We start from the raw sequence: 25,958 nt of genomic DNA on the forward strand, positions 1-25,958 counted from the left end.
TACGATGTAAAGGGTAGGTTAGGGCCCGGTAAAAAGATGTGAGGCTAATCACAATGGTGTAATCGCTTACACTATTGTCAATTTGGGTAAGTTGTTTTTGTTGTTATAAAACAGTTAAATAGAATTATAGCTTAACAAAAGTAGACAAAGTGTTAGGAAATCGCTGAAAAGAATGTAACTGGTAACAACTGGAATGTTTCAACGTATTCAGGGGCAGGTGGAAAGGGTAATCGCTTCCACAGCGTGGTTAGCGGGTTCAATTAAGCGTAGCGTCTTTAGGGTGAAACGGCAGCATATCCGCACGATAAGCTCATCGTTTGATAAACCGGCGTAAAGCGTGCGCCGCCGCCGCACAGGTCGCGCGGCGGCGGATTTTACCGCCGTACTCAGGCGTAGCGCGCGATATTGCGCTCAATCAGCGCCAGAAGGCGCGCGTTATCGACGGTTTCGAGGATGGTTACCGGCGCGCCTGCGGGCGCGGGCACGTTGACCGACAGGCGCAGGCTCTCCGGGCCGCAGCGGAAGCTTTTGCCGCGGCTGATGCCCTGCAGCGAAACCTCAACCGTATCCTCGGCAGCGGTGGCGAGCGTGGGGTCCAGCAGCCAGGCCACCGTCAGCACGTCGTGGATCCAGCAGCCCGGCAGCTGGCGGGTCTGCATCGAAAAGTCCATCCACGGGCGGATGGTTTGCACCAGATAATCGGCGAGCGGGTTGCCGAGGGCGGCCAGCTGGTCTAAATCTGCGTGGGTCATCATCGTTCGGGTAGTAACGTCCATCGGCACCAGCACTATGTTTGCGCCGCTGACGAGCACTGCCCGGGCGGCCTCGGGATCGAGCCCGAAGTTGGTGTCCTTCAGGTAGCCCGGTACGTTAAACGCGCCGCCCATAATCACAATCTGCTTCACGGCGCTGGCCATTTGCGGATAAAGCTGCATCGCCAGCGCCACGTTGGTGAGCGGGCCGATTGCCACGAGCGTTATCTCGCCGGGATGGTTGCAAATCAGCTCGCCCATCTTCTGCACCGCCAGCGGCGCAACGTCGGGAACCGTCTCCGGGGCCTGAACATCGTTCCACAGGTGGCGCAGCCCCGCGCTGTCGACCTTGCCGTCGAGCTGCCTGCGCCACGGCGCGGCGGGCTCTACCAGCGCGGAGGAGGCACCGCGAGCGACATCGGCCGACGCATTAAAGCGGCGCACGAAGTCCAGCGCCACGCTGTAGCCCACCTCGCCGGGGGTATTTCCCGAGACGGTGGTGATCAGCTCAAGGCTGATTTCCGGCGCGGCCAGCGCCAGCGCCAGGGCCAGGCCGTCGTCGACGTTAGCACCGGCAATGCCGTTGCCCGGATCGCAGTCAATAATTAAACGTTTCATATTACTCAGCTATCGGTAAGTGTCCGCCGGGGCGGCAGCCGCAGGACTCGCCGATCTCCAGCTCGAAGGTAAATTCGCAGCGGCGCGGCTCGCCGTCCCACTGCTTGAGCATCTCAATGGCTTTTTTCGCCATCCGGGCGACCGGCTGGCGCACGGCGGTGAGGGACGGTACGCAAAAGGCCGATTCATCGGTGCCGTTAAAGCACACCAGCGCCAGATCGCCCGGCACCGTAAGGCCGCGCTCCGCCAGCGCCCGCAGGCAGCCGAAGGCCTGCTGCTCGTTGCTGGCGAACAGCGCCCGGGGCAGGTTGCCCTGCAGCATCTGTTGCGCGGCATCGTAGCCGCCCCGGCGGGTGTAGTCGGTGGAAAAAATCCACTCGGGACGGGCGGGCAGTCCCGCCTCTTCCAGCGCCATTTGCCAGCCGGCGAGCCGGTCCCGGGTATTCAGCATCTCCCGCGGCCCGCAGATTATGGCAATCTCGCGGTAGCCGTGCTGTATCAGGTGGAGAGTGGCCTGCCGCGCGGCCTGCTGCTCGTTGACCTGAATGGCGCTAACCGCAATCTCCGGCGCAACACAGTCCAGCATCACCAGCGGGGTGCCGCTGGCCTGGATCATATCGATATAGGGATGGCGATCGACGCTGGTGTAGATCAGGCCGTCGACCTGGCGGTGCAGCAGGTTGTTGATCAGCTCCCGCTCCCGCTGGCGGTCGTCGCCGGCGTCGCCCAGCAGCAGCACTCTGCCATCGGCAAAGGCCTCGCGCTGCAGGGCGTGCGCCATAGAGGAGATAAACGGATTGGCGATGTTTGGCACCACCAGCCCGTAGGTGCGCGTGGTGCCGCTGGCGAGAGCCCGGGCAATGCCGTTAGGCCGGTAGCCGGTTTTCTCGATCGCCGCCAGCACCCGCTCGCGGGTGGCGGGCGCCACCGGGCGCGGGCCGTCGTTAATCACGTAGCTGACCACGGCCACTGAGGTCCCGGCTTCTCTGGCGATATCGGCGCGGGTTACGCGCTGTACGGGAGGCTTGCTCACAAAACACCTGCTCTGTTGCGGACGATGAGCGCCACAGCATAAAGCGTTGCCCGCGGATTGAGAATCAAATGGCGTCTTCCGGCAGGTTTAAATCGCGGCCGCGAGTTTCCGGCGCAAAGAAGGTGGTCACGAAACCGATGCCCGCCATCACCGCAAAGTAAACCGCAATCGGCCACCAGTGTCCGGTCCAGGAGAGCAGGGCAGAAGCCACCAGCGGCGCGGTGCCGCCGGAGAGAATCGAACCCAGCTCTTTGGCGAAGGCCATTTTGGTATAGCGGTTGGTGACGCCAAATAGCTCAACGCCCCAGGCCGCCTGCACGCCGAAGATGCCCAGCGAGGCCAGTCCCATGCCGACCACGATCGTCGGAATGATGACCGCCGGATTGAGTGAGTCCAGCAGCATAAAGGCCGGGAACGCATACAGCATCAGTAAAAAGCAGAAGGCGCGATAGACGATGCGGCGACCGTAGCGGTCCGAAAGCCAGCCCGCCAGCGGAATAATGGCAAACCCGAGAATCGAGGCGATCAGCACCGCCAGCGTCGGCACGGATTTGTCCACCATCAGCACTTTGGCTACGTAACCGATAATAAAGCCCTGGGCGAGATAGGAAGGGCCGTTCTCGCCGATGCGCAGGCCGACCATCGTCCAGAAGGCGCGGGTGCGCTGCCAGAAGCTGCGCGGATCCCGCTGCTGCTGCACCCGTCCTTTTTCCCGACTCTGCGCGCGCTGCTCTGCCAGCAGGGCTTTCTGCCGCTCGAAGACCGGGGTTTCGCGAAGCTGGTGGCGGATCAGCAGCGCCACGATGGCAATCAGCATGCTGCACAGGAACGGAATGCGCCAGCCCCAGGCGAGCAGGGACTCTTTATCCATCTGCAGGACTAAAAGCCAGGTGAGAGAGGCCAGCAGGGTACCGCTGTTGGAGCCGAGTCCGATAATCGACGAAACCAGACCGCGGCGCTTCGCCGGGGCGTATTCGCCGAGCATCACGGTGCCGCCGGAGAGCTCCGCGCCCGCGCCAAGCCCCTGGGAGAAGCGCAGAATAACCAGGCAGGTTGGCGCCCAGACGCCGATTTGCGCGTAACCGGGGATAAGCCCGATAAGCGTAGTAGAGACGCCCATCAGCGCGATAGTAATCACCATCACCAGCTTGCGCCCGTAGCGATCGCCTATCCAGCCGAACAGCAGCGCGCCGATAGGGCGGGCAATAAAGCCCACCGAGTAGGCGGCAAAGCTGGAAAGCAGCGCCATTACCGGCGTGGCGTCCGGGAAAAAGACGTCGCCAAAAATAATGCCCGCCGCCAGGCCGTACAGGGCGAAGTCGGCGTACTCCATGGTGGTGCCGAGCCAGCAGGAGAAGGTGGCGCGGATAAAGTCGCGCCTGCCTTCCGGGGTTGCCAGCCGCTCTTCCGCCGCGTGCTGCGCGTCCGAAGGGGCGTGAGAGTGTGAGGTTGTGGTCATTGCAATACTCGCTGTCATCAGATCGCGCACAGTGTATCTACGCGCGTAGATTGATCAAATAAATCCTTCAAAACTGAGACTGCGGTAACTAAATGACGAGAATATGACGGCGGGAAGAAAAGAAAAAAGGCTCATGCCTGCGCATGAGCCCTGTTGCGAACAGCCTGTAAGGAATTACAGACCGGCAGCCTCGCGCAGCAGCGCGGCTTTGTCGGTTTTTTCCCACGGGAAGCTTTCGCGGCCGAAGTGGCCGTAGGCGGCGGTCTGCTGATAGATCGGGTGCAGCAGATCCAGCATCTGGATCAGGCCGTACGGACGCAGGTCGAAGAACTCGCGTACCAGCAGGGTCAGCTGCTCGGTCGGCACTTTTTCGGTGCCAAAGGTTTCTACCATGATAGAGGTCGGTTCGGCCACGCCGATGGCGTAGGAAACCTGGATCTCGCAGCGGTCGGCCAGACCTGCGGCAACGATGTTTTTCGCCACGTAGCGTGCCGCGTAGGCCGCAGAGCGGTCAACTTTAGACGGATCTTTACCGGAGAACGCACCGCCGCCGTGGCGAGCCATGCCGCCGTAGGTATCAACGATGATTTTACGGCCGGTCAGGCCGCAGTCGCCCATTGGTCCGCCGATCACGAAACGGCCCGTCGGGTTGATGAAATATTTGGTGGCGCTGGTCAGCCATTCGGTCGGCAGGATCGGTTTGATGATCTCTTCCATCACCGCTTCCTGCAGGGATTTCTGATCGATAGATTCCGCGTGCTGGGTGGAGAGCACTACCGCATCAATACCGACGATTTTGCCGTCGTCGTACTGGAAGGTTACCTGGCTCTTCGCATCCGGGCGCAGCCACGGCAGGGTGCCGTTTTTACGCACTTCAGCCTGACGCTCAACCAGACGGTGCGCGTAGGTAATTGGCGCCGGCATCAGCACGTCGGTTTCGTTAGTGGCGTAGCCGAACATCAGGCCCTGGTCGCCCGCGCCCTGCTCCAGCGGATCGGCGCGGTCAACGCCCTGGTTAATATCCGGAGACTGCTTGCCGATGGCGCTCAGTACGGCGCAGGAGTTGGCGTCAAAGCCCATGTCAGAATGCACATAACCAATTTCGCGAACCGTGCTGCGGGCGATCTCTTCGATATCGACCCACGCGCTGGTAGTGACTTCGCCACCCACCAGCACCATGCCGGTTTTGACGTAGGTTTCACACGCAACGCGCGCTTTCGGATCCTGAGTCAGGATCGCATCAAGTACGGCGTCGGAGATTTGGTCAGCGATTTTATCAGGATGCCCTTCAGAGACGGACTCGGACGTAAAGAGGTGTTTTGCCATGTTTAATTTCACCTGAAAGGAAGACGGTTAGCTCAAACTGTCGTGCATTATTGGGGCTTTCACGATGGCCAGCAGGCATAAGCACAAGAAGTCTGAGTGTTAATCGGTATTTACCTTAAATAATTCGGGCTGCATGAAGGCGGCAAGTGAGTGAATCCCGGGGAGCTTGACTTCTGTAAGCGACCTGGGTGAACGAACGCAGCCAACGCATATGCAGCTTGAAGTATGACAGGTATAGATGGATTAACATCTGGATGGCTATTCTAGGTCACTTAATTGACGCATTGCCAGTTTTTTTTGATGCACATCTCATCTTGCAGCATCACCGCGGCGCCAATCTTCGCCGAGAGTGCTGAAACTCTGCACATTTTTATTTTGCTTTTTATCCGCCGTCCCGGTATAAATCGCCGCGCGCGGCTACTACAAAAGCACACGTTGAGTTCTCTCGTGTCGCCACTTCCAGCCGGGTTTAAGCAGTGTACTGATTGGCTTTGGCTTGTCGCTGGTCCCCGGTGTCCGGCGTGGAGGTGATACGAAATAATGAACCCACGTTCTTCGCTGAATCCGCAGCACCGTTCAGGCGCGCATGCGATCCCCGCACTCTGCATCCCCGCGATGCAAACCTGCCGACGTTTTCCCATCATGGCACATCCCTGGAACCCCGAGCCGTAAAGGCGCAGAGGTAACCGGACAAGGGCGCTCCTGCTTCAGGAGTATTCTCGTGGTTTCTCCGGCGATGTCTCCCGGAGTACGTGTTGTCGATTTGAAATGAACATAAAACCGGTCGCCCCGGCCCACTTTCAGCATAGTCTGCTGGATGTCGGCGCCGCTTATAGGTTGTTATCGCAGAGCAACATTGCGATAGTCATTAGCTGTTTTACACTTTCAACACAATGTGAGGTTCGCTATGTCTGACGACATGTCTTTCTCTTCCCCTGCGTCAGCCGGCGAACAGGGTGTACTCCGCTCCATGCAGGAGGTAGCAATGAACTCTCAGGAAGCCAGCAAAATGCTGCGCACGTACAATATTGCCTGGTGGGGCAACAACTATTACGACGTCAACGAACTCGGGCACATTAGCGTCTGCCCGGATCCTGACGTGCCGGATGCGCGCGTCGATCTGGCGAAGCTGGTAAAGGCCCGCGAAGCCCAGGGCCAGCGCCTGCCGGCGCTGTTCTGCTTCCCGCAGATCCTCCAGCATCGCCTGCGCTCCATTAACGCGGCGTTCAAGCGCGCCCGCGAATCCTACGGCTACCACGGCGACTACTTTCTGGTGTATCCCATCAAGGTTAACCAGCACCGCCGGGTGATTGAGTCGCTGATCCACTCCGGCGAACCGCTGGGACTGGAAGCCGGCTCTAAAGCCGAGCTGATGGCGGTGCTGGCCCACGCCGGCATGACCCGCAGCGTGATCGTCTGCAACGGCTACAAAGACCGGGAGTATATCCGGCTGGCGCTCATCGGTGAGAAGATGGGCCACAAGGTCTACCTGGTCATTGAAAAGATGTCCGAGATCGCGATCGTGCTCGAAGAAGCGGAGCGCCTGAACGTGGTGCCGCGCCTCGGCGTACGTGCACGTCTGGCGTCGCAGGGCTCCGGCAAGTGGCAGTCCTCCGGCGGCGAAAAATCGAAATTTGGCCTGGCGGCCACCCAGGTGCTGCAGCTGGTGGAGATCCTGCGCGAGGCGGGCCATCTCGACAGCCTGCAGCTGCTGCACTTCCACCTCGGCTCGCAGATGGCCAACATTCGCGACATCGCCACCGGCGTGCGCGAATCGGCACGCTTTTACGTCGAACTGCATAAAATGGGCGTCAATATTCAGTGCTTCGACGTCGGCGGCGGGCTCGGTGTGGACTACGAGGGCACGCGCTCCCAGTCCGACTGCTCGGTCAACTACGGCCTGAACGAATACGCCAACAACATTATCTGGGCAATTGGCGACGCCTGCGAAGAGAACAATCTGCCGCACCCGACGGTGATCACCGAGTCCGGCCGCGCGGTCACCGCGCACCACACCGTGCTGGTGTCGAACATCATCGGCGTTGAGCGCAATGAATACACCACGCCGTCCGCGCCGTCCGCCGATGCCGCGCGCCCGCTGCAGAATATGTGGGAAACCTGGCAGGAGATGAACGAGCCGGGCACCCGCCGCTCCCTGCGCGAGTGGCTGCACGACAGTCAGATGGATCTGCACGATATTCACGTCGGCTACTCGTCGGGCAACTTCAGCCTGCAGGAGCGCGCCTGGGCCGAGCAGCTCTACCTCAGCATCTGTCACGAGGTGCAGAAGCAGCTGGATCCGAGCAACCGCGCCCACAGGCCGATTATCGACGAGCTGCAGGAGCGGATGGCGGACAAAATGTACGTCAACTTCTCGCTGTTCCAGTCAATGCCGGATGCCTGGGGCATCGATCAGCTGTTCCCGGTGCTGCCGCTGGAAGGGCTGAACCACTCGCCGGAGCGCCGCGCGGTGCTGCTGGACATCACCTGCGACTCCGACGGCGCTATCGATCATTACGTGGACGGCGACGGTATAGCCACCACCATGCCGATGCCGGAATACGATCCGGAAAATCCGCCGATGCTGGGCTTCTTCATGGTGGGCGCCTACCAGGAGATTCTGGGCAACATGCACAACCTGTTCGGCGATACCGAAGCGGTTGACGTGTTCGTCTTCCCGGACGGCAGCGTCGAGGTTGAACTCTCGGACGAAGGCGATACCGTGGCGGACATGCTGGAGTACGTGCAGCTGGATCCGAAAACCCTGCTGATCCAGTTCCGGGATCAGGTTAAGCAAACCGGGCTGGACGAAGCGCTGCAGCAGCAGTTCCTTGAAGAGTTCGAGGCGGGCCTGTACGGCTACACTTATCTGGAAGATGAGTAAGCGGGCGGCTTGACCGGCCGGCAATTATGGCGATAATTTGCCCTTATCAGCAGTAACGCACTTCAAACCCTTCCTCGTCGGGCCTAACGACGCGGAGGGGTTTTTTTATTTATCTCATTCACGACTCGAGGTCATCACAATGAGTACGCTTGGTCATCAGTACGACAATTCTCTGGTATCGAACGCGTTTGGTTTTTTACGGCTTCCGCTGAACTTCCAGCCCTACGACAGCGACGCGGACTGGGTTATCACCGGCGTGCCGTTTGACATGGCCACGTCCGGCCGCGCCGGCGGCCGCCACGGCCCGGCGGCAATTCGCCAGGTGTCAACTAACCTGGCCTGGGAGCACTACCGCTTCCCGTGGAACTTCGACATGCGCGAGCGCCTGAACGTCGTGGACTGCGGCGATCTGGTTTATGCCTTCGGCGACGCCCGCGAAATGAGCGAAAAACTGCAGGCGCACGCGGAACGACTGCTGGCAGCCGGCAAGCGGATGCTCTCCTTCGGCGGCGACCACTTCGTAACTCTGCCGCTGCTGCGCGCCCACGCGAAGCACTTTGGTAAAATGGCGCTGGTGCACTTCGACGCCCATACCGATACCTACGCTAACGGCTGCGAGTTCGACCACGGCACCATGTTCTACACCGCGCCGAAAGAGGGCCTGATCGATCCGAACCACTCGGTGCAGATCGGCATCCGCACCGAATTCGACAAAGATAACGGCTTTACCGTGCTGGACGCCTGCCAGGTTAACGATCGCGGCGTGGACGACATCATCGCCCAGGTGAAGCAGATTGTTGGCGACATGCCGGTGTATCTGACCTTTGATATCGACTGCCTGGATCCGGCCTTCGCTCCGGGCACCGGCACGCCGGTGATCGGCGGCCTGACCTCGGATCGCGCCATTAAGCTGGTGCGCGGGCTGAAAGATCTGAATATCGTTGGTATGGATCTGGTAGAGGTTGCTCCGGCCTACGACCAGTCTGAGATAACCGCGCTGGCCGCGGCTACGCTGGCGCTGGAGATGCTTTATATTCAGGCGGCGAAAAAAGGCGAATAGCCCGGGCTAGACGCCGACTGCTGCTGCGCGACCCATGCGCAGCAGCAGTACGCTGCCGGCGAACAGCGTCAGCAGCTGTGACAGCACCAGTATTGAAAAGCCCGAACTTACTGAGCCCGCCGATTTCATCACCATCCCCATCAGCAGCGGAATAAATGCCGCGCACAGGTTGCCGATACCGTTAATTACGCCGTAGGCGCTACCCACAGCCTCCCGCGGCGCGTGGTGCTGCACCAGCACCGGGATCGCCGCGCCCTGCAGGCCCCAGCACAGATTAGCCGCCAGCATAAACAGCGCCAGCAGCCCCGGCGAGTGGCTCAGCATCAGCGCGACAATGGAGACGGCGGTCAGGCTGCCGCCCGCCACAAACAGCAGCGGAGCCCGCTCCGGGCGCATGTTGTCGAGCAGCGCGCCGCCGAGAAATTTGGCGCCCAGGCTCAGCAAGAACGGCAGCGCGGCGAGCAGCCCGGTCTGCTGCAGCGAAAAATGGTGCTCGTCGCGCAGCCACGCCGGCAGCCACGCGCTGCTGCCCCACAGGTAGCTCAGGGTGGCTATCTCAATCAGCAGGATCCAGCCGAGCTGCGGCGTGCTCCAGGCCAGCCGAAACGTGGCGCCGATCGCCGGCCCGGGGGAGGTTGATGCACGTTGAGGCGCGGGCAGAAAGCGCCAGACGAGGCCGCCACCGAGCACGATATTCAGCGCCGCCAGCGCGATAAACGAGCCCTGCCATCCCCACTGCACTACCAGAAACGTTACCAGCGGAAACCCGACCGCCAGCCCGAGGGAAACGCCCATTGCCGTTACGGCGTTAGGTTTGCCAATCTCGTCGGGGGCGAAGTTATCGCCGATAAAGCGGGTTTTAAGTGAGAAGAGCGGCCCTTCGGCGATCCCTAAAATGAGCCGGGCCAGCAGCATGCCCATCAGCGAGCCCAGCAGCGGCGACATCGCGCATACTCCAGCCCAGATAACAATGCTGGCCAGTAATCCCCGCCGGTACCCCATCCGGTTTTCTATAAGCGGTGTTAATAACAGGGCTGAAATCCCGTAGCCGACTAAAAAACAAGTCATTAACATTCCCTGCAAAACTCTGTTCTCGTTAAGATGAAAATGAGCAGCAAAATCTGCATTCAGTACCAGTACGGAAATATTAACCCGATCGATGTAGGAAATAACGATCAGCATAAACAGGGTCACAGCGCCCTGCCAGCGTGCGCTCAACATCTTTTCTCTCCACTAAGATAAAAAATATTTTTTATTTATTATGCAAATAAGTGATAGTTTCGCTTGTATATTGGTTGACAGGTGAAACTTGTTGTTTTTAAAGTAATTTTATTCGATATGTTTCACGGGTGAAACGCTGTGAAAATTATTTTAATTCTGTATTAGCGGGTCTTTTATCGACTTGTCAACTGCCCATTTTCCGTTTTTTTCTTGTATAAAAATAAAATATCACGACGCATCTCTGGTGAAATAAAATCCTCTCTCAGATGATTTTCGTGATCTTTTGCACAGTTAGCTGCTAATTCTATCTCGCGTTAACAAAACCCCTACATTTGTGCTTGACGAAACATTCACGGTTTTTATATTTATCTGTATTAAATAAGAAACAAAGTTTCATATATGAAACAAAGCCTGGAGGATCGCAATGAGCTGGATAGGCGTATGTGACGCAGAACAAGTACAGGAAGATTTCCCTTTTAGCGGCAGTGTGGACGGTAAAGAGATCGGTATTTATCTCATCGACGGCGAGTATTTCGCCCTTGAGGATGTTTGCCCTCACGCGTATGCGCTGCTGAGCCAGGGGTTTGTTGAAGACGGTAAAGTAGAGTGCCCACTGCACGAGGCGGTATTTGATGTCAAAACCGGCCAGTGCCTGCACGGCCCCGGCGGCCGCAGCCTCAACCGCTATCCGGTGAGGGTCTTTGAAAACCAGATCCAGATTACTTTCATTGAGGAGACCGTGGCATGAGCGAGCGCCTGGATTTCAACCCGGCCCTGCCGGAAAGCCGCCAGTTTACTCCCCCCGCCGAAGGGGGCAACGGCCAGATTCATGCCCCAGGCAGCTATCAGAATCTCATCTGGCAGACCCGCAGCCGCGCCCCGGAGCACTGGGAGCAGCAGCTTATCGCGACGCTGGAAACCCTGTTTGAGCAGGGCGCAGAAACCCTGCCGGCGCTGGTCAGCGGCCTGAATGCTGCAAGGATGTACGACCAGCTCGGCGAGCCGTGGAGCGATGAAAGCTTTGGGGCATTTCTACAGGTCAACGGTTACTGAGGGCAGAGCAATGACGACAGCAGTACAACACTATCTCGATAAAGGTCTGCGCGATCTCTGGTATCCGGTGCTGGCCAGCTGGGAAGTTCAGTCCACGCCAGTAGGGATCACCCGCCTCGGCGAGCAGATTGTTATCTGGCGCAATCAGGACGGTCAGGTGCAGGCGCTGGAGGACCGCTGCCCGCACCGCGGCGCGCGGCTCTCCATGGGCTGGAATCTCGGGGATCGGATCGCCTGCTGGTATCACGGCGTGGAAGTTGCCGGCAGCGGTGAAGTAAAAGATGTCCCGGCGGTGGACCGCTGCCCGCTGGTGGGCCAGCAGTGCGTGCGCAGCTACAGCGTGCAGGAAGCGCACGGCGCGATTTTCCTCTGGTTTGGCGCGACTGCCGATACCCCGCCTGCCGAGCTCAGCTTCCCCGACGAGCTGGCGGACGGCGACAGCTACAGCAACTTCCTCTGCACCGCCGCGTGGAAGTGCAACTATCAGTACGCCCTTGAAAACGTGATGGACCCGATGCACGGCACCTATTTGCACTCCTCCTCCCACTCGATGGCGGAAGGGGATCGCAAAGCGGACATGGTGCTGCAGCCGACCAAAACCGGCTTCATCTTTGAGAAAAAGGGCCAGAGCGGGATCAACTTCGACTGGGTAGAGCTTGGCAACAATGGCAGCTACTGGATGCGCCTCTCCATTCCTTACAAAAAGCGCTTCGGGCCGGGCGGTCACTTCTTCATCGTCGGCATGGCGGTGCCGGAAGATAACGACAACTGCCGGGTATTCTTCTGGCGCATCCGCCGGGTGCAGGGCTGGCAGCGCGACATGTGGCGCTTCATGTATCGCAACCGGCTGGAGAAGCTGCACTGGGAAGTGCTGGAGCAGGATCGGGTGGTGCTGGAGAGCCTCGCACCGAACGCCCGCGACCACGAGTATCTCTACCAGCACGATGTCGGGCTCTCGCGCCTGCGCCGCATGATGCAAAAAGCGGCCAAAGAGCAGCTCGCTGCGATTGAAGCCCGGCAGGGAGTCTCCTGATGAACGGTCTGCTCGACGGCAAGCGCATCGTCGTGACCGGCGCGGCGCGGGGACTGGGTTTCCACTTTGCCAGAGCCTGCGCGGAGCAGGGCGCGCGGGTGGTGATGTGCGACATTCTCGACGGCGCGCTGGCGGAAAGCGCCCAGCAGCTGACTGCCGAAGGCTACCACGTTGAAGCGCAGCGTATCGATTTGGCCAGCGCCGATTCTGTCAACGGCGCTTTCGCGGCCATCGGCGCGACGGGAAACATCGACGGCCTGGTGAACAACGCGGCGCTGGCTACCGGCGTCGGCGGTAAAGACATGCTGGATTACGATCCGGACCTGTGGGATCGGGTGATGACGGTAAACGTGAAGGGTACCTGGCTGGTAACCCGCGCGGCGGTGCCGCTGCTGGCGCCGGGCTCCGGCATTGTTAACGTGGCGTCTGATACCGCGCTTTGGGGCGCGCCGCGGCTGATGGCTTATGTCGCCAGCAAAGGCGCGGTGATTGCCATGACCCGCTCGATGGCGCGGGAGCTGGGTGAAAAGCGCATTCGGATTAACGCCATCGCGCCGGGTCTGACCCGGGTGGAGGCGACCGAGTACGTGCCGGCGGAGCGCCACCAGCTGTATGAAAATGGCCGCGCGCTTGCCGGCGCGCAGCAGCCGGAAGACGTCACCGGCAGCATCGTCTGGCTGCTCAGCGGCTTGTCCAGCTTCGTGACCGGGCAGCTGCTGCCGGTCAACGGCGGTTTTGTCTTTAACTAGTGGAGGTCCTGTGGCGAACGAGCAAGATGTGAAATACCTGGTGCCCGGGCTTGAGCGCGGCCTCCAGATGCTGCTGGCCTTCAGCGAGCAGCACCGGGATCTGACCTTTTCAGAGATGCACCGGCTGGTGGACATGCCGAAAGCCACGGCCTACCGGGTGGTGCAGACGCTGGAATACATGGGATTTCTCGAACGTAACCCGCGCAGCAACACCTTTTCGCTGGGGATGAACGTGCTGCGGCTCGGCTTTGAATATATGGCCTCGCTGGACGTGGCCCAGGTCGGGCAGCCGGTGATTGAGCAGCTGCGCGACAGCAGCCAGTGCAGCAGCCATCTGGCTATTCGCGACGGGCGGGACATTATCTATATCGCTCGGGTGAGCGCGGCGGGCTCGCGGGTAAATCAGGTGAGTATCGGCACCCGCCTGCCGGTGCACTGCACCTCCCTCGGCCGCATGCTGCTGACCGATCTTTCCCGCACCGAGTTTGAACACCTTTTTCCCGATGAGCGCCTGCCGGGCAGCGCGGCGGGGCAGCTTCACGATCGTGAAGCCCTGTGGCAGATGGTGCAGCAGGATAAAGCCCGCGGTTACGTTATCGGCGAGTCGTTCTATCGCCACGGCATCTCCTCCATCGTGTGCCCCGTCTACGATCGCAGCGGCCGCGTCGCCGCGGTGGTCAGCATTCTGGTGCCCGCCGAAGAGGTGCCCGAGGGCGATCGGGAGCGGCTGCTGACCGACGTGCAGACGGCGGCGGAAAAAATATCCGGTTTTTTAGGGCATCTGGCTAAAGCCAGCTAAATCAACAGATTAATCACAGGCGCATCGCGGCGTCGGGCTACTCCTGCGCCTGAAGTCGGGCGGCTAAACGGTTAAGAGGCAACGATCTATGAGCATCATCGGAATTGAAAAGCTGGAATTTGGCGTCGATAACCTGAGCGACTGCGCCCGCTTTATGCAGGATTTCGGCCTTGAAGCGGACGCGGGTGAACGCGCATTCAGCACCCTGAGCGGCGCGCGGGTGGCGCTGTATCCCCTTGATGAACCCGACCTGCCTCCGGCGTTCGAGGCGGGCAATACGCTGCGCCGCATGAGCTGGGGCGTGGAGAGCCGCGCGGCGCTTGAGGCGCTCAGGCCTCAGCTCGCCCGCCAACCGGGATTTCGCGAGGTTGGCGGGGCACTGGAGTGTCAGGATCCGAACGGCATGACGCTGCGGGTGCAGGTCAGCGAACAGAAAGCGGTAGAGCTGACAGTTGAGCCCATAAACCAGTGGGGCGACGCGCGCCGCATCGACACCCCGAGCCCGGTTTATGAACGGGCGGCGCCAATTAACATCGGCCACGTGGTCTTTTTCGTCGAAGAGCTGGCGGCGGTGGAGCATTTCTATCGCGACGTGCTGGGCTTTCAGGTGTCCGACCGCTACGTGAACCGGGCGGTTTTCCTGCGCTGCGGCCCCCGCGGCGGCCACCACAATTTGTTTTTACTCCAGCTGCCAAACCGCAGGCGCGGCCTGAACCACGTCGCCTTTAACGTGCGCGACATCCACGAGGTGATCGGCGGCGGCATTGCGATGAATAAAAAGCACTGGAGCACCTTTATCGGCCCGGGTCGCCATCCGATCTCCTCGGCCTACTTCTGGTACGTGAATAGCCCCACCGGCGGGGCGTTCGAATACTACACCAACGAGGACTACCTCACCGGAAACTGGCAGCCCCGCGAGCTGGAGCACTCTCTGGTCTCCTTTACCGAGTGGGCGGTGGAGGGCGGAATCGATCACGATACCCGCCGCCAGCAGAAGAAGCCGGAGGCGGTATGACCGCGCGCATCGTGATTATCGGCGGCGGCCAGGCGGGCGGCTGGGCGGCGAAAACCCTGCGTGATAAAGGCTGGCAGGGAGAGATTGCCATCGTCGCTGACGAGCCCTGGGACTTTTACGAGCGGCCTCCGCTGTCCAAAGCGGCCCTGCTGGACGACGAGCCGCTGCTGCCGCGCCTGTTCAGCGAAGAGGTACAGCAGGGGCTGAACCTGACCTGGCACCGCCCGCAGCGGGCCGAGAGTATCGATCCGCAGGCCCGCACCGTGACGCTCGACAGCGGCGAGCGCCTGGCCTATGACCAGCTGCTGATCGCCACCGGCGGCAGCGCGCGCCTGCCGGGACCGCACTGGGCCGATCATCCGCAGGTGTACACCCTGCGCCACTGGCAGGATGCCTGTCGGCTAAAAGCGCGGCTGCGCGACGGCCTGCGGCTGGGGATTGTCGGCGGCGGTTGGATCGGGCTGGAGATAGCCGCCTCCGCCCGGGCGCGCGGCGCGGCTGTGACGATTTTTGAACAGCAGCCGGCGCTGTGCATGCGCTCGGTGGGGCCGGAAGTGTCTGCGTATCTGCAAACGCTACACCAGCAGCAGGGCGCAGACGTGCGCTGCGGCTGCGGGGCGATAGAGCTTGAAGACAGCGGCGGGCAGCCGGTCATTTACTGCGACGGCGTGCGGGAGATCTTCGATGCAGTAGTCGTGGGCATCGGCGTCGATCTGAATCTGGCCCTGGCCCGGCAGGCGGGGCTGCGCGTCGAGTGCGGGATCGTGGTCGATCCCCGGGGGCGCACGTCCGATCCGCACATCTTTGCCGCCGGTGACGTGGCCCAGCACCCGCAGTTCGGCGTGTGCATTCAGTCCTGGGCTTTTGCGCAGAATCAGGCGGTGGCAACGGCGAAAACGATGCTCGACGCTGCCGCGCCGGGCTACGACGAAATTCCGTGGCTGTGGTCGGATCAATACCAGAACAATATCCAGATCCTCGGGATCCCCGATCCTGAAAGTCGGATGATTGTTCGCCATGATGCGAAGGGGCCGCTGTTTTTCTCGCTGGCGCCGGATGGCAGGCTCAGGCAGCTGGTGGCGTTTAACGATGCCCGCACCGTAAAGCTGGCTAAGCGCTGGATGGCCGCCGGACGCGATCTGCGCGATGCGCCGCTGGGCGATCCGCAGTTTTCACTGATGTCATTGCGCTAACACCCGCACGCCCGTAAGGGGGAGAAATGACCACATTAGAGACCAACGTCGCCTCCGCTGCGGAGCGCGATGAGGGCGCGGTCGCGCCTGAAAAAGCCGTTCGCTGGTCGATTCCGCTGTCGCTGCTGGCCTGCGTGCTGCTGGCCTTTTTCGACAAAATCAGCATCGCGGCGCTGTTTTCCGACGTTCACTTCCAGCAGGCAATGGGGATCGATTTTGACACCACCCGGCTCGGGATCCTGATGAGCGCCTTTCTGCTCAGCTACGGCATCTCGTCGGTGCTACTGAGCGGGCTCGGGGACAGAATTGCGCCACTGCGCCTGCTGACCGGGATGATGGTTGTCTGGTGCGTGCTGATGCTGCTGATGGGGTTCACCCACAGCTACTCGCTGATGATCGTCCTGCGGGTGCTGCTCGGTATTGCGGAAGGCCCGCTGTTCCCGCTGGCCTTCGCCATCGTGCGGCAGAACTTTCCCCAGCACATGCAGGCCCGCGCCACCATGCTCTGGCTGCTGGGCACTCCTTTTGGTGCAGCGGTGGGTTTTCCGCTCTCGCTGCTGCTGCTCAACCACTTCGGCTGGCAGAGCACCTTCTTTGCGATGGCGATATTGACCATTCCGGTGCTGCTGCTGGTGCGTTTTGGCCTGCGCGGCATCCGGGTTGAGGCTAAAACCGGCAACGGTCCCGACGCCGGCCGCGCACGCCGGGCTTCGCGGCGGGAGCTGCTGACCAGCCCGCACTTCTGGCTGATCTGCATCTTTAACGTCGCTTTCCTGACTTACCTGTGGGGGATTAACGGCTGGCTGCCGGGCTACCTCATCAACGGCAAGGGGATCCATCTGGAGCACGCGGGCTGGATGTCGTCGATGCCCTTTGTGGCGATGCTGTTTGGTGAAGTGCTGGGCGCCTGGCTGTCGGACCGGCTCGACAGGCGCGCTGCCGCCTGCTTTATCGCCATGGCGGGCGCCGGCGCGGGCCTGTACGCGGTCATGCACCTTCACACTCCGCTGTCGGTGATTGCCGCCATGAGCGTCAGCACCTTTATGTGGGGTATCGGCGCGCCGAACATTTTTGCTCTGCTGGCGAAAGCGACCCACGCCCGGGTCAGCGCCACCGCCGGCGGCATCTTTAACGGATTAGGTAATTTCGCCGGCGCGCTGTCGCCGGCAGTAATGGGGGCTCTGATTGCCTTCACCGGCAACATGGATTCCGGCTTTTTCTTTCTGGTGGTAATGGCCGCGCTGGGCTGCGCGCTGCTGCTGCCGCTGCTGACACGCTACTGAGGAGATACTCATGTCTGATTCAACCGTTACCGCCAATTCGGGCCTCAAGCCCGATCATCTGAGCATGGAAGAGTGGGTCGAGTCGCGCATTGCCCGCTTTGAAGGCCGCAAATACGACTGGAACGCGCTGAAGTTCCAGGCGGATTTCGACCCGAAATACCGCCGTGCCCAGATGCGCTACATCGGCACCGGCGCCACCGGCGTGGCGAGCGACACTAATACCATTCCTTCCGAGCATTTTACGTTCTCCACCATGGTGCTGCCGTCGAAATGCGAAGGCCCGCTGCACCTCCACGACGACGTGGAAGAGGTGTTCTTCATGCTCAAAGGACAGATCACGCTGATGATCCAGGACGGCGAGCACTACACCGAAACCGTGCTGCGCGAGCGGGATCTGATCTCCGTTCCGGCGGGGATCTACCGCGGCCTGTTTAATCACGGCGAAGAAGAGGCGCTGATGTGCGTGATGCTCGGTACATCGAAGCCCCATATCCCGACCTACCCGGAAGATCATCCCCTTTCGAAAGTGAAGCGCGGCTGAGGATCTGGCGATGATCGGCTTTCGCGAACAAGGCGACGGCGCGCCGCTGGTGCTGCTTCACGGTATCAGCTCCGGCGCGGCCTCCTGGCATAAACAAATGGCGCTGCCGGGCTGCCGGGTGCTGGCCTGGGATATGCCCGGCTACGGCGACAGTCCGCTGCTGGCGCGAAAAGAGGCCGACGCCGGTGACTATGCCGATGCCCTGGCGGAGCTGCTGGACGCTACCGGCATCGATCGGGCGGTGCTGGTGGGCCACTCGCTGGGGGCGCTGGTGGCCTGCGCCTTCGCGGTGAAATACCCGCAGCGGGCTCAGCACCTGGTGCTGGCCAATCCAGCGCAGGGTTACGGCCGGGCGGAGGCTGAAAAACAGTCGCAGGTCTGGCATTCGCGCCAGGCGCTGATGGCGCTGGGCGGCGAGACGATGGCGCAAACCCGGGCGGCGAGGCTGCTGCGGCCCGGCGCCTGCGCGGACGACATCGCCACCGTGGCGGCAGGCATGCGCAGGCTGCGGGCTGAGGGCTATCTGGCGGCGGCCAGAATGCTGGTCCACGACGATATTCACCGCTGGCTGGCGGAGTATGCCGGCAGCGCCGAGGTGTGGTGCGGCGAGCTGGACACCGTTACCCCGCCGGAAGGCGCCCGCGCGCTGGCGCTGCGCTACGGCATGCCGTGGCGGCCGCTGCCGGAAGCCGGGCACGCCAGCTACCTCGATAACGACATTTTATTTAATCAACAGCTGCGACAGGCGGTAAAAGGAGTGGCGGATGCAGGCACACATTGAAGGGCGGATAGCGGTAGTGACCGGCGGCTCGTCCGGGATTGGTTTTGAAACCCTGCGCCTGCTGCTGGCAGAAGGCGCGAAGGTGGCCTTTTGCGGCCGCGACGCCGACCGGCTCGCCAGCGCCCGGGCGGCCCTGCTGAGCGAATACCCGCAGGGGGAGATCCTCGCGCAGCAGTGCGACGTGCTCGACGAGCAGCAGGTCAGCGCGTTTGCCGCCGCGGTGGCGGCGCGCTTTGGCGGTACCGACATGCTGATTAATAACGCCGGGCAGGGCTTTGTTGCCCATTTTGCCGACACCCCGCGCCACGCCTGGCTGCACGAAGCGGAACTAAAGCTGTTCGGGGTGATTAATCCGCTGCAGGCGTTTTTGCCGCAGCTTGAGCGCTCGGACATCGCCTCGGTGACCTGCGTCAATTCGCTGCTCGCCCTGCAGCCGGAGGAGCACATGATTGCCACCTCCGCCGCCCGGGCGGCGCTGCTCAACATGACCCTTAACCTCTCTAAAGAGCTGGTGGGGAAAGGCATCCGCGTGAACTCGATTTTACTGGGAATGGTGGAGTCCGGGCAGTGGCGCCGCCGCTTCGAACAGCGCGCGGACAAAAGCCAGGACTGGGCGACGTGGACGGCGGAGATTGCCCGCCGGCGCGGTATTCCGATGCAGCGCCTCGGCAGGCCGCAGGAGCCGGCGCAGGCGATGCTGTTTCTCGCCTCGCCGCTGGCGTCCTTCACCACCGGCGCGGCGCTGGATGTCTCCGGCGGCTTCAATCGTCATCTTTAAGGAGCGGCAATGAAAAAAATTATGTTGCTGGGATACGGGGCAATGGCCCAGGCGGTGATCGAGCGCCTTCCGGAGCAGGTATCTGTCGGCTGGATCGTCGCCCGCGAACATCATCACGCGGCGATCCGCGCCCGCTTTGGTGACGCGACGCTGCCGCTTTTGGATCCGCAGGCGTGCGCTGAAACGCCGGATCTGGTGCTGGAGTGCGCCAGCCAGCAGGCGGTGGCGGAGTTTGGCGAGCAGATCCTGCGCCGCGGCTGGCACCTGGCGCTGATCTCCACCGGCGCGCTGGCGGACGGCGCGCTGGAGAGCCGCCTGCGCCGGGCGGGCGGTCGCTTGACCCTGCTGGCGGGCGCGGTAGCGGGCATTGACGGCCTGGCGGCGGCGAAAGAGGGCGGGCTGCAGCGGGTAACGTACCGCTCGCGCAAAAGTCCCGCCAGCTGGCGCGGCAGCTACGCCGAGCAGCTTATTGCGCTGGATGCGGTGCGCGAGGCGACGGTGTTTTTCGAAGGCAGCGCCCGGGAAGCGGCGCGGCTGTTTCCGGCCAACGCCAACGTAGCGGCAACCGTGGCGCTGGGGGGCATTGGCCTGGACGAGACGCGGGTGCAGCTGATGGTCGATCCCGCCACCCGGCAAAATACCCACACGCTGCACGTCGAAGGGATGTTTGGCGAATTTCACCTTGAGCTGAGCGGCCAGCCGCTCGCCAGTAACCCGAAAACCTCTACCCTGGCAGCCCTCAGCGCCGTGCGCGCCTGCCGCGAGCTGGTTCAGAGATAGGAACAGACCATGACAACACGCGATATTTTTATTGGCGGGCAGTGGCGGCAGGGAGGCGGCGCGCTGATGCAGAGCCATTTCCCGGCGGACGGTTCGCTGAACGCCACGCTGCACGCCGCGAGCCTTGAGGATCTGGAGCAGGCCGTCGCCGCCGGGGATCGGGCATGGCGGGATCCGGCCTGGCGCGACACGCTGCCCCACCAGCGGGCGGCGATCCTCCACCGCGTTGCCGATCTGATCAACGCCCGGATCGAGACGCTGGCTGAAATGCAGAGCCGCGATAACGGCAAGCCACTGGCGGAGGCGCGCGGGCTGGTGGCCAGCGCGGCGAGCACCGCCCGCTACTTCGCCGCCGCCTGCGAGCTGCTGGAGGGCGAGCTGCCGACGCCGCGCATTCCGCAGGTGATAACCCTGAGCGGCTACGAGCCGCTCGGTGTGGTGGCGGCTATCACGCCGTGGAACTCGCCGATTGCCAGCGAAATGCAGAAGATAGCCCCGGCGATTGCCGCGGGTAACGCCGCGATCCTCAAGCCCGCCGAGGCGACGCCGCTGATGGCCCTTGAGCTGGCAAAACTGTTTGAAGAAGCCGGGCTGCCCGCCGGGCTGCTGAGCGTGCTCCCCGGCAAGGGGTCGGTGATTGGCGATGCGCTGGCCCGCCATCCGAAGGTACGCAAAATCTCTTTCACCGGCGGCACCTCCACCGGACGCCATCTGGCCCACGTAGCGGCGGAAAAGCTGATCCCCGCGTCGCTGGAGCTGGGAGGCAAATCCCCCACTATCGTGCTGGAGGACGCGAATCTTGAGCAGGCCGCGCGCGGCATTTGCTACGGCATCTTCAGTTCGGCCGGGCAGGCCTGTATTGCCGGCTCCCGGCTGTTTGTCCACCAGTCGGTATACGCTCCGCTGATGGCGCGCCTGCTGGAGCTGACGCGCGGTCTGCGGGTCGGGCATCCGTTCGACGCCGCGACCCACGTCGGGCCGCTTATCAATGAGGGACATCGCCAGCGGGTGATGGAGTACGTGGCGCTGGCCCAGCGCGAGGGCGGCCGGGTGCTGTGCGGCGGCGAAATACCGCCAGATCCGGCGCTGGCAGACGGCAGCTACTTTCAGCCGACCATTATTGACGGCCTGAGCAACGGCGCCCGCGCCTGCCAGGAAGAGATTTTTGGCCCGGTGCTGGTGGCGATGCCGTTTGAGGACGAGGCCGGGCTGATTGCGCAGGCCAATGATTCAGTTTTCGGTCTGGCGGCGGGCATCTGGAGCCGGGACAGCGGCCGGGCGCTGAGGCTCGCCTCGCGTCTCGAAGTAGGCACCGTCTGGATCAATACCTATAAAGTTTTTTCCATTTCCACGCCGTTCGGCGGCTTCAAAGAGAGCGGCCTTGGTCGCGAGAAGGGCATTCAGGGCTTAAAAGCCTGGATGCAGCAGAAGAGCGTTTATCTGGCGACGGGTAGCGATGTGAACCACTGGAGCGATAACAAGAAGGGTGTGCAATGAGCGAGATGATTACCGTTGGCGAGGCGATCGCCAGAACGCTGGAGCAGTATCAGGTTGATGCCCTTTACGGCGTTATCTCTATTCATAATTTGCCGGTGGCGGACGCGATCGGCCAGCGGGGCAAGATACGCTTTGTTCCCTCCCGCGGCGAGGCGGGGGCGGTAACCATGGCAGATGCCCACGGCCGTTTTTCCGGCCTCGGCGTGGCGTTAACCAGCACCGGCGCGGGGGCGGGCAACGCGGTCGGGGCGCTGATAGAGGCAATGAACGCCTGCACACCCGTGCTGCACATCACCGGTCAGGTGGAAAAAGCCTGGCTGGATGCGGATACCGGCTTTATCCACGAAACCCGCGATCAGCTGACGTTTCTGAAAGCCAGCTCGAAGCGCGCGTACCGGATAAGCAGCGCCGGGCAGGCGGTGGCCATTCTGCATAAGGCGATTCAGGACGCGCAGACGCCGCCGTGCGGGCCGGTATCCATTGAGATCCCGATTGATATTCAGAGTGCGAAAATTCCGCTCTCGCTGCTGACGCGTCCGGTCGCGCCGCCGCAGGCCGCAGAGGTGCAGGCGAGTGAAATTGACGCGCTGTGGGCGCAGCTAAAGCAGGCCCGGCAGCCTCTGCTGTGGGTCGGCGGCGGAGCGGTGGGCGCGGTGGAAGCCGTCAGAGCGCTGGCGGATGCGGGCGTCACGGTGATTTCCAGCACCCACGGGCGCGGGATTTTGCCAGACGCGCACCGCGCCAGCCTGCGGGCGTTTCATAACTCCCCGTCGGTAGACGCGATACTGGCGCGCTGCGATTTTACGCTGGTGGCCGGCTCGCGCCTGCGCAGCAACGAAACCCGCTCCTGGACGCTGGCGCTGCCCGAGCCGCGCGTGCAGCTGGATATCGATCCGGCGGCGGCCAGCCGCAACTACCTGATGGACAGCGCGCTGATTGCCGACTGCGTGCCGGTGCTCAACGCGCTGGCGGCGCGGGTGCAGGGGCGCGAGTGGGGCAGCGGCAGCTGGGACGCTGACATTCATGAAGCGGTAAGCCTCGCCGAACGGGCCCTGCGCGAGCAGTGCGGCGCCTACGCCGGGCTCAGCGACGCCATCGACAGCGCGCTGCCCGCCGACGGTATTCTGGTTCGTGACATTACCGTCTCCGGCAGTCTGTGGGGCAGCCGCCTGTTCCGCGCCCACGCGCCGCTGAAAAATATTCACTCTCTGGCCGGGGCTATCGGCATGGGGCTGCCGATGGCGATTGGCACGGCGATCGCCAACCCGCAGCACAAGGTGGTGGGGCTGGTGGGCGACGGCGGCCTGAGCCTCAATCTGGGGGAGCTGGCAACCCTTGCTCAGGAGAAAGCCAACGTGACGCTGCTGATCATGAACGACGGCGGCTACGGCGTAATGCGCGGTATTCAGGATAAGTATTTTGGCGGACGCCAGTACTACAACGAGCTGCACACGCCGGATTTTACCCAGCTGGCGCAGGCGATGGGCCTGCAGGCGTGGAGCGTTTCGGAGGCCGCCGCATTTTCATCGGTGATGGCGGAAGCGCTGGCGATGCCGGGACCGTCGGTGGTTGAGGTGAAGATGGGGGTAATCGGCGCGCTGCGCTTTGCCGGGCCGCCGCAGAAAACGCTGTATTAAGCCTGAGGGAAGAGACCTCCGGCCCGGGGCGGGCCGGAGGTTAAGCACTTAGAAAACGTTGAACGGGTAATCGACAAATACGCGAATTTCGTTACCGCTGACGTTGTAGTCGCTGGCGCGGTCAGATACGCGCAGTACCGAATAGCGCAGCTTCACTTTCAGATCTTTCGCCGGGCCGTCCTGTACCTGATACTGCAGCTGGTTGAACCACTCGTGTTCTTTGCCATTGCTGGTGGCGGAGGTCTTAATGTTATCCCCGCGCACGTAAGCGGTGGTCCAGCTCAGGCCCGGCAGACCCAGACCGGCAAAATCCAGCCCGTAAGATCCCTGCCAGGAACGCTCGTCCTCGCCGTTGAAATCAGACCAGTAGGAGTTCGCCAGCCAGATGGTGTTGCCGCCGTCGCCGACGCCGCCTTTACTGCGGTAGCCGCCGTAGTTGTAGCCGGTGCTGCCGCTGTTTTGCTGGTAGGCCAGCTTGAAGGTGTGAATATCCCAGATATAGCTGGCGGCCATGCTCCAGATGGTGTTGTTACGGCCGGTGTCCAGCGAATCGGCGTAGCCGCGGGTCAGGCGCGAGTTGTAGCCGTTAAAGTCCAGAACCATCTGCTGGCCGGTAGCAAACGGCTGTTTAAAGTTCAGGCCCAGGTACTGTTTGTTCAGCACGTTCTCAACGTGGGAGGCGTAAAACGCGCCGCTGAACTGATCGTTAAACTGGTAGCTGGCGCCGCCGAAGGTCATGCTCTTAAGGCCGCTGTTGTGGCGATCGTCGCTTTTACGCTGTTCGTCGGTGAAGTAACCGGCGTTAACGTCCAGCCCTTCAATTTCCTGAGAGGTTAACAGCGTACCGGTGTACGTTTCCTGCAGCAGGCGCGAGTCGTCGGCGTACAGAATCGGCAGGATCGGGTGCTGAGTACCGTAGCTCAGGACGGTGTTGGAGAAGCGCATTTTGGCAGCGGCGCCAAATTTCGCCAGATTGGTTTTGGCTTTGCCATCGTCATCCTGCTTGAAGAAGTCGATGCCGCCGGCGCCGCTGCGGCCGCGGCCGCCGTCCAGACGCACGGCGTACTGGGCGATACCGTCAACGCCGAAACCTACCACGCCCTCAGTAAAGCCGGATTCGAAGGTGCCGATAACGCCCTGGCCCCATTCGGCCTTATTTTCCAGGCCATCTTTGTAGTCGCGGTTGATATAGGCGTTGCGCAGGAGCACATCTAAATGGCTGTCGTCGACGAAGCCTTTGCTGTCTGACTGCTGGCTGGCGATGGCCGGTACGGCGGCCAATAATCCTAAAGCGATTAAAGAAAGTTGTTTTTTCACTGAGGGAACGTCTCTTAATAATGGGTGTCAAAGCGACTTGCTGTGTAACGGGAAGTTACCTGAATAATAACGGATTGCAATATTAAAGTTGGCATAAGCTATTGCTATGGCTGCAATATCGGCGCGCAGAGAGTAAAGAAACGCGCTGCGGAATGTTTCGCGGGTTAAGCCTTTTTAAGAATAATAAATATATGTTACCCGGGCGGGCTAAAATATTATTCCGGGATGACGAGCTAAGACGAATGATTTGATTTTTATTTTCAGCTGACGGCATTTGCAATAAATGCCGTAGTTTTAACTTTTCGTGCTTTATAAAAAAGGAGGCCGTAACCTCCTCTTACATTAATTAATGCCGTCGGCTTTCATGCGATCGCGAATATGCTGGGCGCGCGCTTCCGAGGCCGGATGGTCGTCAAACATGCTGCTCTGGCGACCCTGTTCAAGGCTCGACAGCTTCTCAAAACTGGTGGCCAGTCCCGCCGGATTGATGCCGCGCTTGCGCAGCAGATCGTAGGAGTAGTCGTCCGCTTCGGACTCCTGGCGCTGGGAGAACTGGGCGTTGACCAGCTTCTCGCCCAGGTCGCCGAGCTGCGACTGGGACAGGCTGCCGATGGCGCCGCCCGCCGACGCAACCGCCACGCGCACCGCGTTGGTACCGAGCTGAACCTGCATCCCTTTCTTCACGTGGCCCAGCGCGACGTGGCCCATTTCGTGGCCGATAACTGCTTCCACTTCGTTGTCATTCATGATGTCCATCAGGCCGCTGTAGACGCGAATACAGCCGTTCGCCATGGCGAAGGCGTTTACGTCTTTGGTGACGTACACCTTGTAGTTGACCGGCTGGCCGTTGATGTTATCGCCCAGCGCGGCGGCGATTTTCGTCAGGCGCTGGGCATATTCGCTGCCCGCCGCCGCGAGGGTGGCTTTGCTGTCCATCTCGGCACAGGCTTTGTCACTTAGTGCGATCACCTGGGCGTCGGTCAGGGTGTAGGCCTGAAAGGCCTCCACGCCTGAGTTCATCAGCCCGTTTGAGTCCATCGTTTCACAGCCGGAAAGGGTGCCAGCGGTCGCCAGAGCAAGGAGTAAAGTACGAAGTTTCATGGTTATTTTCCGTGGGTAAGTATCAACGTAATCCGCGTTGTCGACCGC

At 61.4% G+C, this 25,958-nt stretch carries 24 protein-coding genes; 17 read left to right on the plus strand and 7 right to left on the minus strand.

The features are described 5' to 3' along the window. Window positions 1-386: 386 nt before the first annotated feature. The 4 genes from QZ766_RS11155 to metK form a co-directional block, all read right to left on the minus strand. Complete coding sequence (locus tag QZ766_RS11155) at window positions 387-1,370, minus strand: nucleoside hydrolase (RefSeq protein ID WP_297201723.1); 984 nt, start codon at window positions 1,368-1,370, stop codon at window positions 387-389. Window position 1,371: 1 nt separating this feature from the next. After that, entirely contained in the window at window positions 1,372-2,403 is a 1,032-nt protein-coding gene (locus QZ766_RS11160; RefSeq protein ID WP_297201726.1) for a LacI family DNA-binding transcriptional regulator, read from the minus strand. Window positions 2,404-2,467: 64 nt separating this feature from the next. Next, entirely contained in the window at window positions 2,468-3,862 is a 1,395-nt protein-coding gene (locus QZ766_RS11165; protein ID WP_297201729.1) for an MFS transporter, read from the minus strand. A 174-nt stretch (window positions 3,863-4,036) separates the two neighbouring features. Continuing rightward, on the minus strand, window positions 4,037-5,188 hold the full coding sequence (metK, locus tag QZ766_RS11170; RefSeq protein WP_297201732.1) for a methionine adenosyltransferase: 1,152 nt from the start codon (window positions 5,186-5,188) through the stop codon (window positions 4,037-4,039). Window positions 5,189-5,956: 768 nt separating this feature from the next. Between metK and yqgB the strand changes: the two genes are divergently transcribed. The 3 genes from yqgB (at window position 5,957) to speB (ending at window position 9,132) form a co-directional block, all read left to right on the plus strand. Next, window positions 5,957-6,103, plus strand: coding sequence for an acid stress response protein YqgB (gene yqgB / locus QZ766_RS11175; RefSeq protein ID WP_297201735.1), 147 nt, complete (start codon window positions 5,957-5,959; stop codon window positions 6,101-6,103). Further along, window positions 6,096-8,072 carry a biosynthetic arginine decarboxylase gene (speA, locus tag QZ766_RS11180; RefSeq protein WP_297201736.1) on the plus strand — a complete coding sequence of 659 codons (1,977 nt, stop codon included), beginning with the start codon at window positions 6,096-6,098 and terminating at the stop codon, window positions 8,070-8,072. Before yqgB ends, speA begins: the two co-directional genes overlap by 8 nt. Before the next feature lie 139 nt (window positions 8,073-8,211). Beyond that, the gene (gene speB, locus QZ766_RS11185; protein ID WP_297201738.1) at window positions 8,212-9,132 is read left to right on the plus strand and encodes an agmatinase; all 921 of its coding nucleotides are present in this window, start codon (window positions 8,212-8,214) and stop codon (window positions 9,130-9,132) included. A 6-nt stretch (window positions 9,133-9,138) separates the two neighbouring features. On the opposite strand, the gene QZ766_RS11190 is transcribed toward speB, so the two are convergent. Beyond that, a complete protein-coding gene (locus QZ766_RS11190) occupies window positions 9,139-10,350 on the minus strand; it encodes an MFS transporter (protein WP_297202312.1) in 1,212 nt (403 codons plus the stop codon). 427 nt (window positions 10,351-10,777) lie between these two features. Between QZ766_RS11190 and QZ766_RS11195 the strand changes: the two genes are divergently transcribed. The 14 genes from QZ766_RS11195 (at window position 10,778) to QZ766_RS11260 (ending at window position 23,492) form a co-directional block, all read left to right on the plus strand. Then, complete coding sequence (locus QZ766_RS11195; protein ID WP_297201741.1) at window positions 10,778-11,101, plus strand: non-heme iron oxygenase ferredoxin subunit; 324 nt, start codon at window positions 10,778-10,780, stop codon at window positions 11,099-11,101. Further along, window positions 11,098-11,406 (plus strand): recombinase-like helix-turn-helix domain-containing protein, encoded by a 309-nt coding sequence (locus QZ766_RS11200; RefSeq protein WP_297201743.1) that lies wholly within the window; start codon window positions 11,098-11,100, stop codon window positions 11,404-11,406. The genes QZ766_RS11195 and QZ766_RS11200 overlap by 4 nt, the downstream gene beginning before the upstream one ends. Window positions 11,407-11,416: 10 nt before the next feature. Further along, window positions 11,417-12,439, plus strand: coding sequence for an aromatic ring-hydroxylating dioxygenase subunit alpha (locus QZ766_RS11205; RefSeq protein WP_297201746.1), 1,023 nt, complete (start codon window positions 11,417-11,419; stop codon window positions 12,437-12,439). Then, window positions 12,439-13,188 (plus strand): SDR family oxidoreductase, encoded by a 750-nt coding sequence (locus QZ766_RS11210; protein ID WP_297201749.1) that lies wholly within the window; start codon window positions 12,439-12,441, stop codon window positions 13,186-13,188. Before QZ766_RS11205 ends, QZ766_RS11210 begins: the two co-directional genes overlap by 1 nt. 10 nt (window positions 13,189-13,198) lie before the next feature. After that, on the plus strand, window positions 13,199-13,987 hold the full coding sequence (locus tag QZ766_RS11215; RefSeq protein WP_297201752.1) for an IclR family transcriptional regulator: 789 nt from the start codon (window positions 13,199-13,201) through the stop codon (window positions 13,985-13,987). A gap of 88 nt (window positions 13,988-14,075) precedes the next feature. Beyond that, entirely contained in the window at window positions 14,076-15,002 is a 927-nt protein-coding gene (locus QZ766_RS11220; RefSeq protein WP_297201754.1) for a VOC family protein, read from the plus strand. Next, window positions 14,999-16,195 (plus strand): FAD-dependent oxidoreductase, encoded by a 1,197-nt coding sequence (locus tag QZ766_RS11225; RefSeq protein WP_297201757.1) that lies wholly within the window; start codon window positions 14,999-15,001, stop codon window positions 16,193-16,195. Before QZ766_RS11220 ends, QZ766_RS11225 begins: the two co-directional genes overlap by 4 nt. A 26-nt stretch (window positions 16,196-16,221) precedes the next feature. Continuing rightward, the gene (locus QZ766_RS11230; RefSeq protein WP_297201760.1) at window positions 16,222-17,478 is read left to right on the plus strand and encodes an MFS transporter; all 1,257 of its coding nucleotides are present in this window, start codon (window positions 16,222-16,224) and stop codon (window positions 17,476-17,478) included. Window positions 17,479-17,488: 10 nt separating this feature from the next. Then, window positions 17,489-18,019: a cupin domain-containing protein gene (locus QZ766_RS11235; RefSeq protein ID WP_297201762.1), complete on the plus strand. Its 531-nt coding sequence runs from the start codon at window positions 17,489-17,491 to the stop codon at window positions 18,017-18,019. A 10-nt stretch (window positions 18,020-18,029) separates the two neighbouring features. Then, the gene (locus tag QZ766_RS11240) at window positions 18,030-18,800 is read left to right on the plus strand and encodes an alpha/beta hydrolase (RefSeq protein ID WP_297201787.1); all 771 of its coding nucleotides are present in this window, start codon (window positions 18,030-18,032) and stop codon (window positions 18,798-18,800) included. After that, on the plus strand, window positions 18,784-19,578 hold the full coding sequence (locus QZ766_RS11245; protein ID WP_297201790.1) for an SDR family oxidoreductase: 795 nt from the start codon (window positions 18,784-18,786) through the stop codon (window positions 19,576-19,578). Before QZ766_RS11240 ends, QZ766_RS11245 begins: the two co-directional genes overlap by 17 nt. A gap of 9 nt (window positions 19,579-19,587) precedes the next feature. After that, window positions 19,588-20,358 carry an aspartate dehydrogenase gene (locus QZ766_RS11250; protein WP_297201793.1) on the plus strand — a complete coding sequence of 257 codons (771 nt, stop codon included), beginning with the start codon at window positions 19,588-19,590 and terminating at the stop codon, window positions 20,356-20,358. 9 nt (window positions 20,359-20,367) lie between these two features. Beyond that, complete coding sequence (locus QZ766_RS11255) at window positions 20,368-21,855, plus strand: aldehyde dehydrogenase (RefSeq protein ID WP_297201796.1); 1,488 nt, start codon at window positions 20,368-20,370, stop codon at window positions 21,853-21,855. Beyond that, window positions 21,852-23,492 carry a thiamine pyrophosphate-binding protein gene (locus QZ766_RS11260; RefSeq protein ID WP_297201802.1) on the plus strand — a complete coding sequence of 547 codons (1,641 nt, stop codon included), beginning with the start codon at window positions 21,852-21,854 and terminating at the stop codon, window positions 23,490-23,492. Before QZ766_RS11255 ends, QZ766_RS11260 begins: the two co-directional genes overlap by 4 nt. A 48-nt stretch (window positions 23,493-23,540) precedes the next feature. Here QZ766_RS11260 and QZ766_RS11265 read toward each other — a convergent pair whose 3' ends face one another. Continuing rightward, window positions 23,541-24,809 carry an OprD family outer membrane porin gene (locus QZ766_RS11265; protein ID WP_297201805.1) on the minus strand — a complete coding sequence of 423 codons (1,269 nt, stop codon included), beginning with the start codon at window positions 24,807-24,809 and terminating at the stop codon, window positions 23,541-23,543. Window positions 24,810-25,151: 342 nt separating this feature from the next. Then, window positions 25,152-25,910: a M48 family metallopeptidase gene (locus tag QZ766_RS11270; protein ID WP_297201807.1), complete on the minus strand. Its 759-nt coding sequence runs from the start codon at window positions 25,908-25,910 to the stop codon at window positions 25,152-25,154. Window positions 25,911-25,958 lie beyond the last annotated feature (48 nt).

It is taken from the genome of uncultured Pluralibacter sp., assembly GCF_913775985.1.
Taxonomy (GTDB): Bacteria; Pseudomonadota; Gammaproteobacteria; order Enterobacterales; family Enterobacteriaceae; genus Pluralibacter.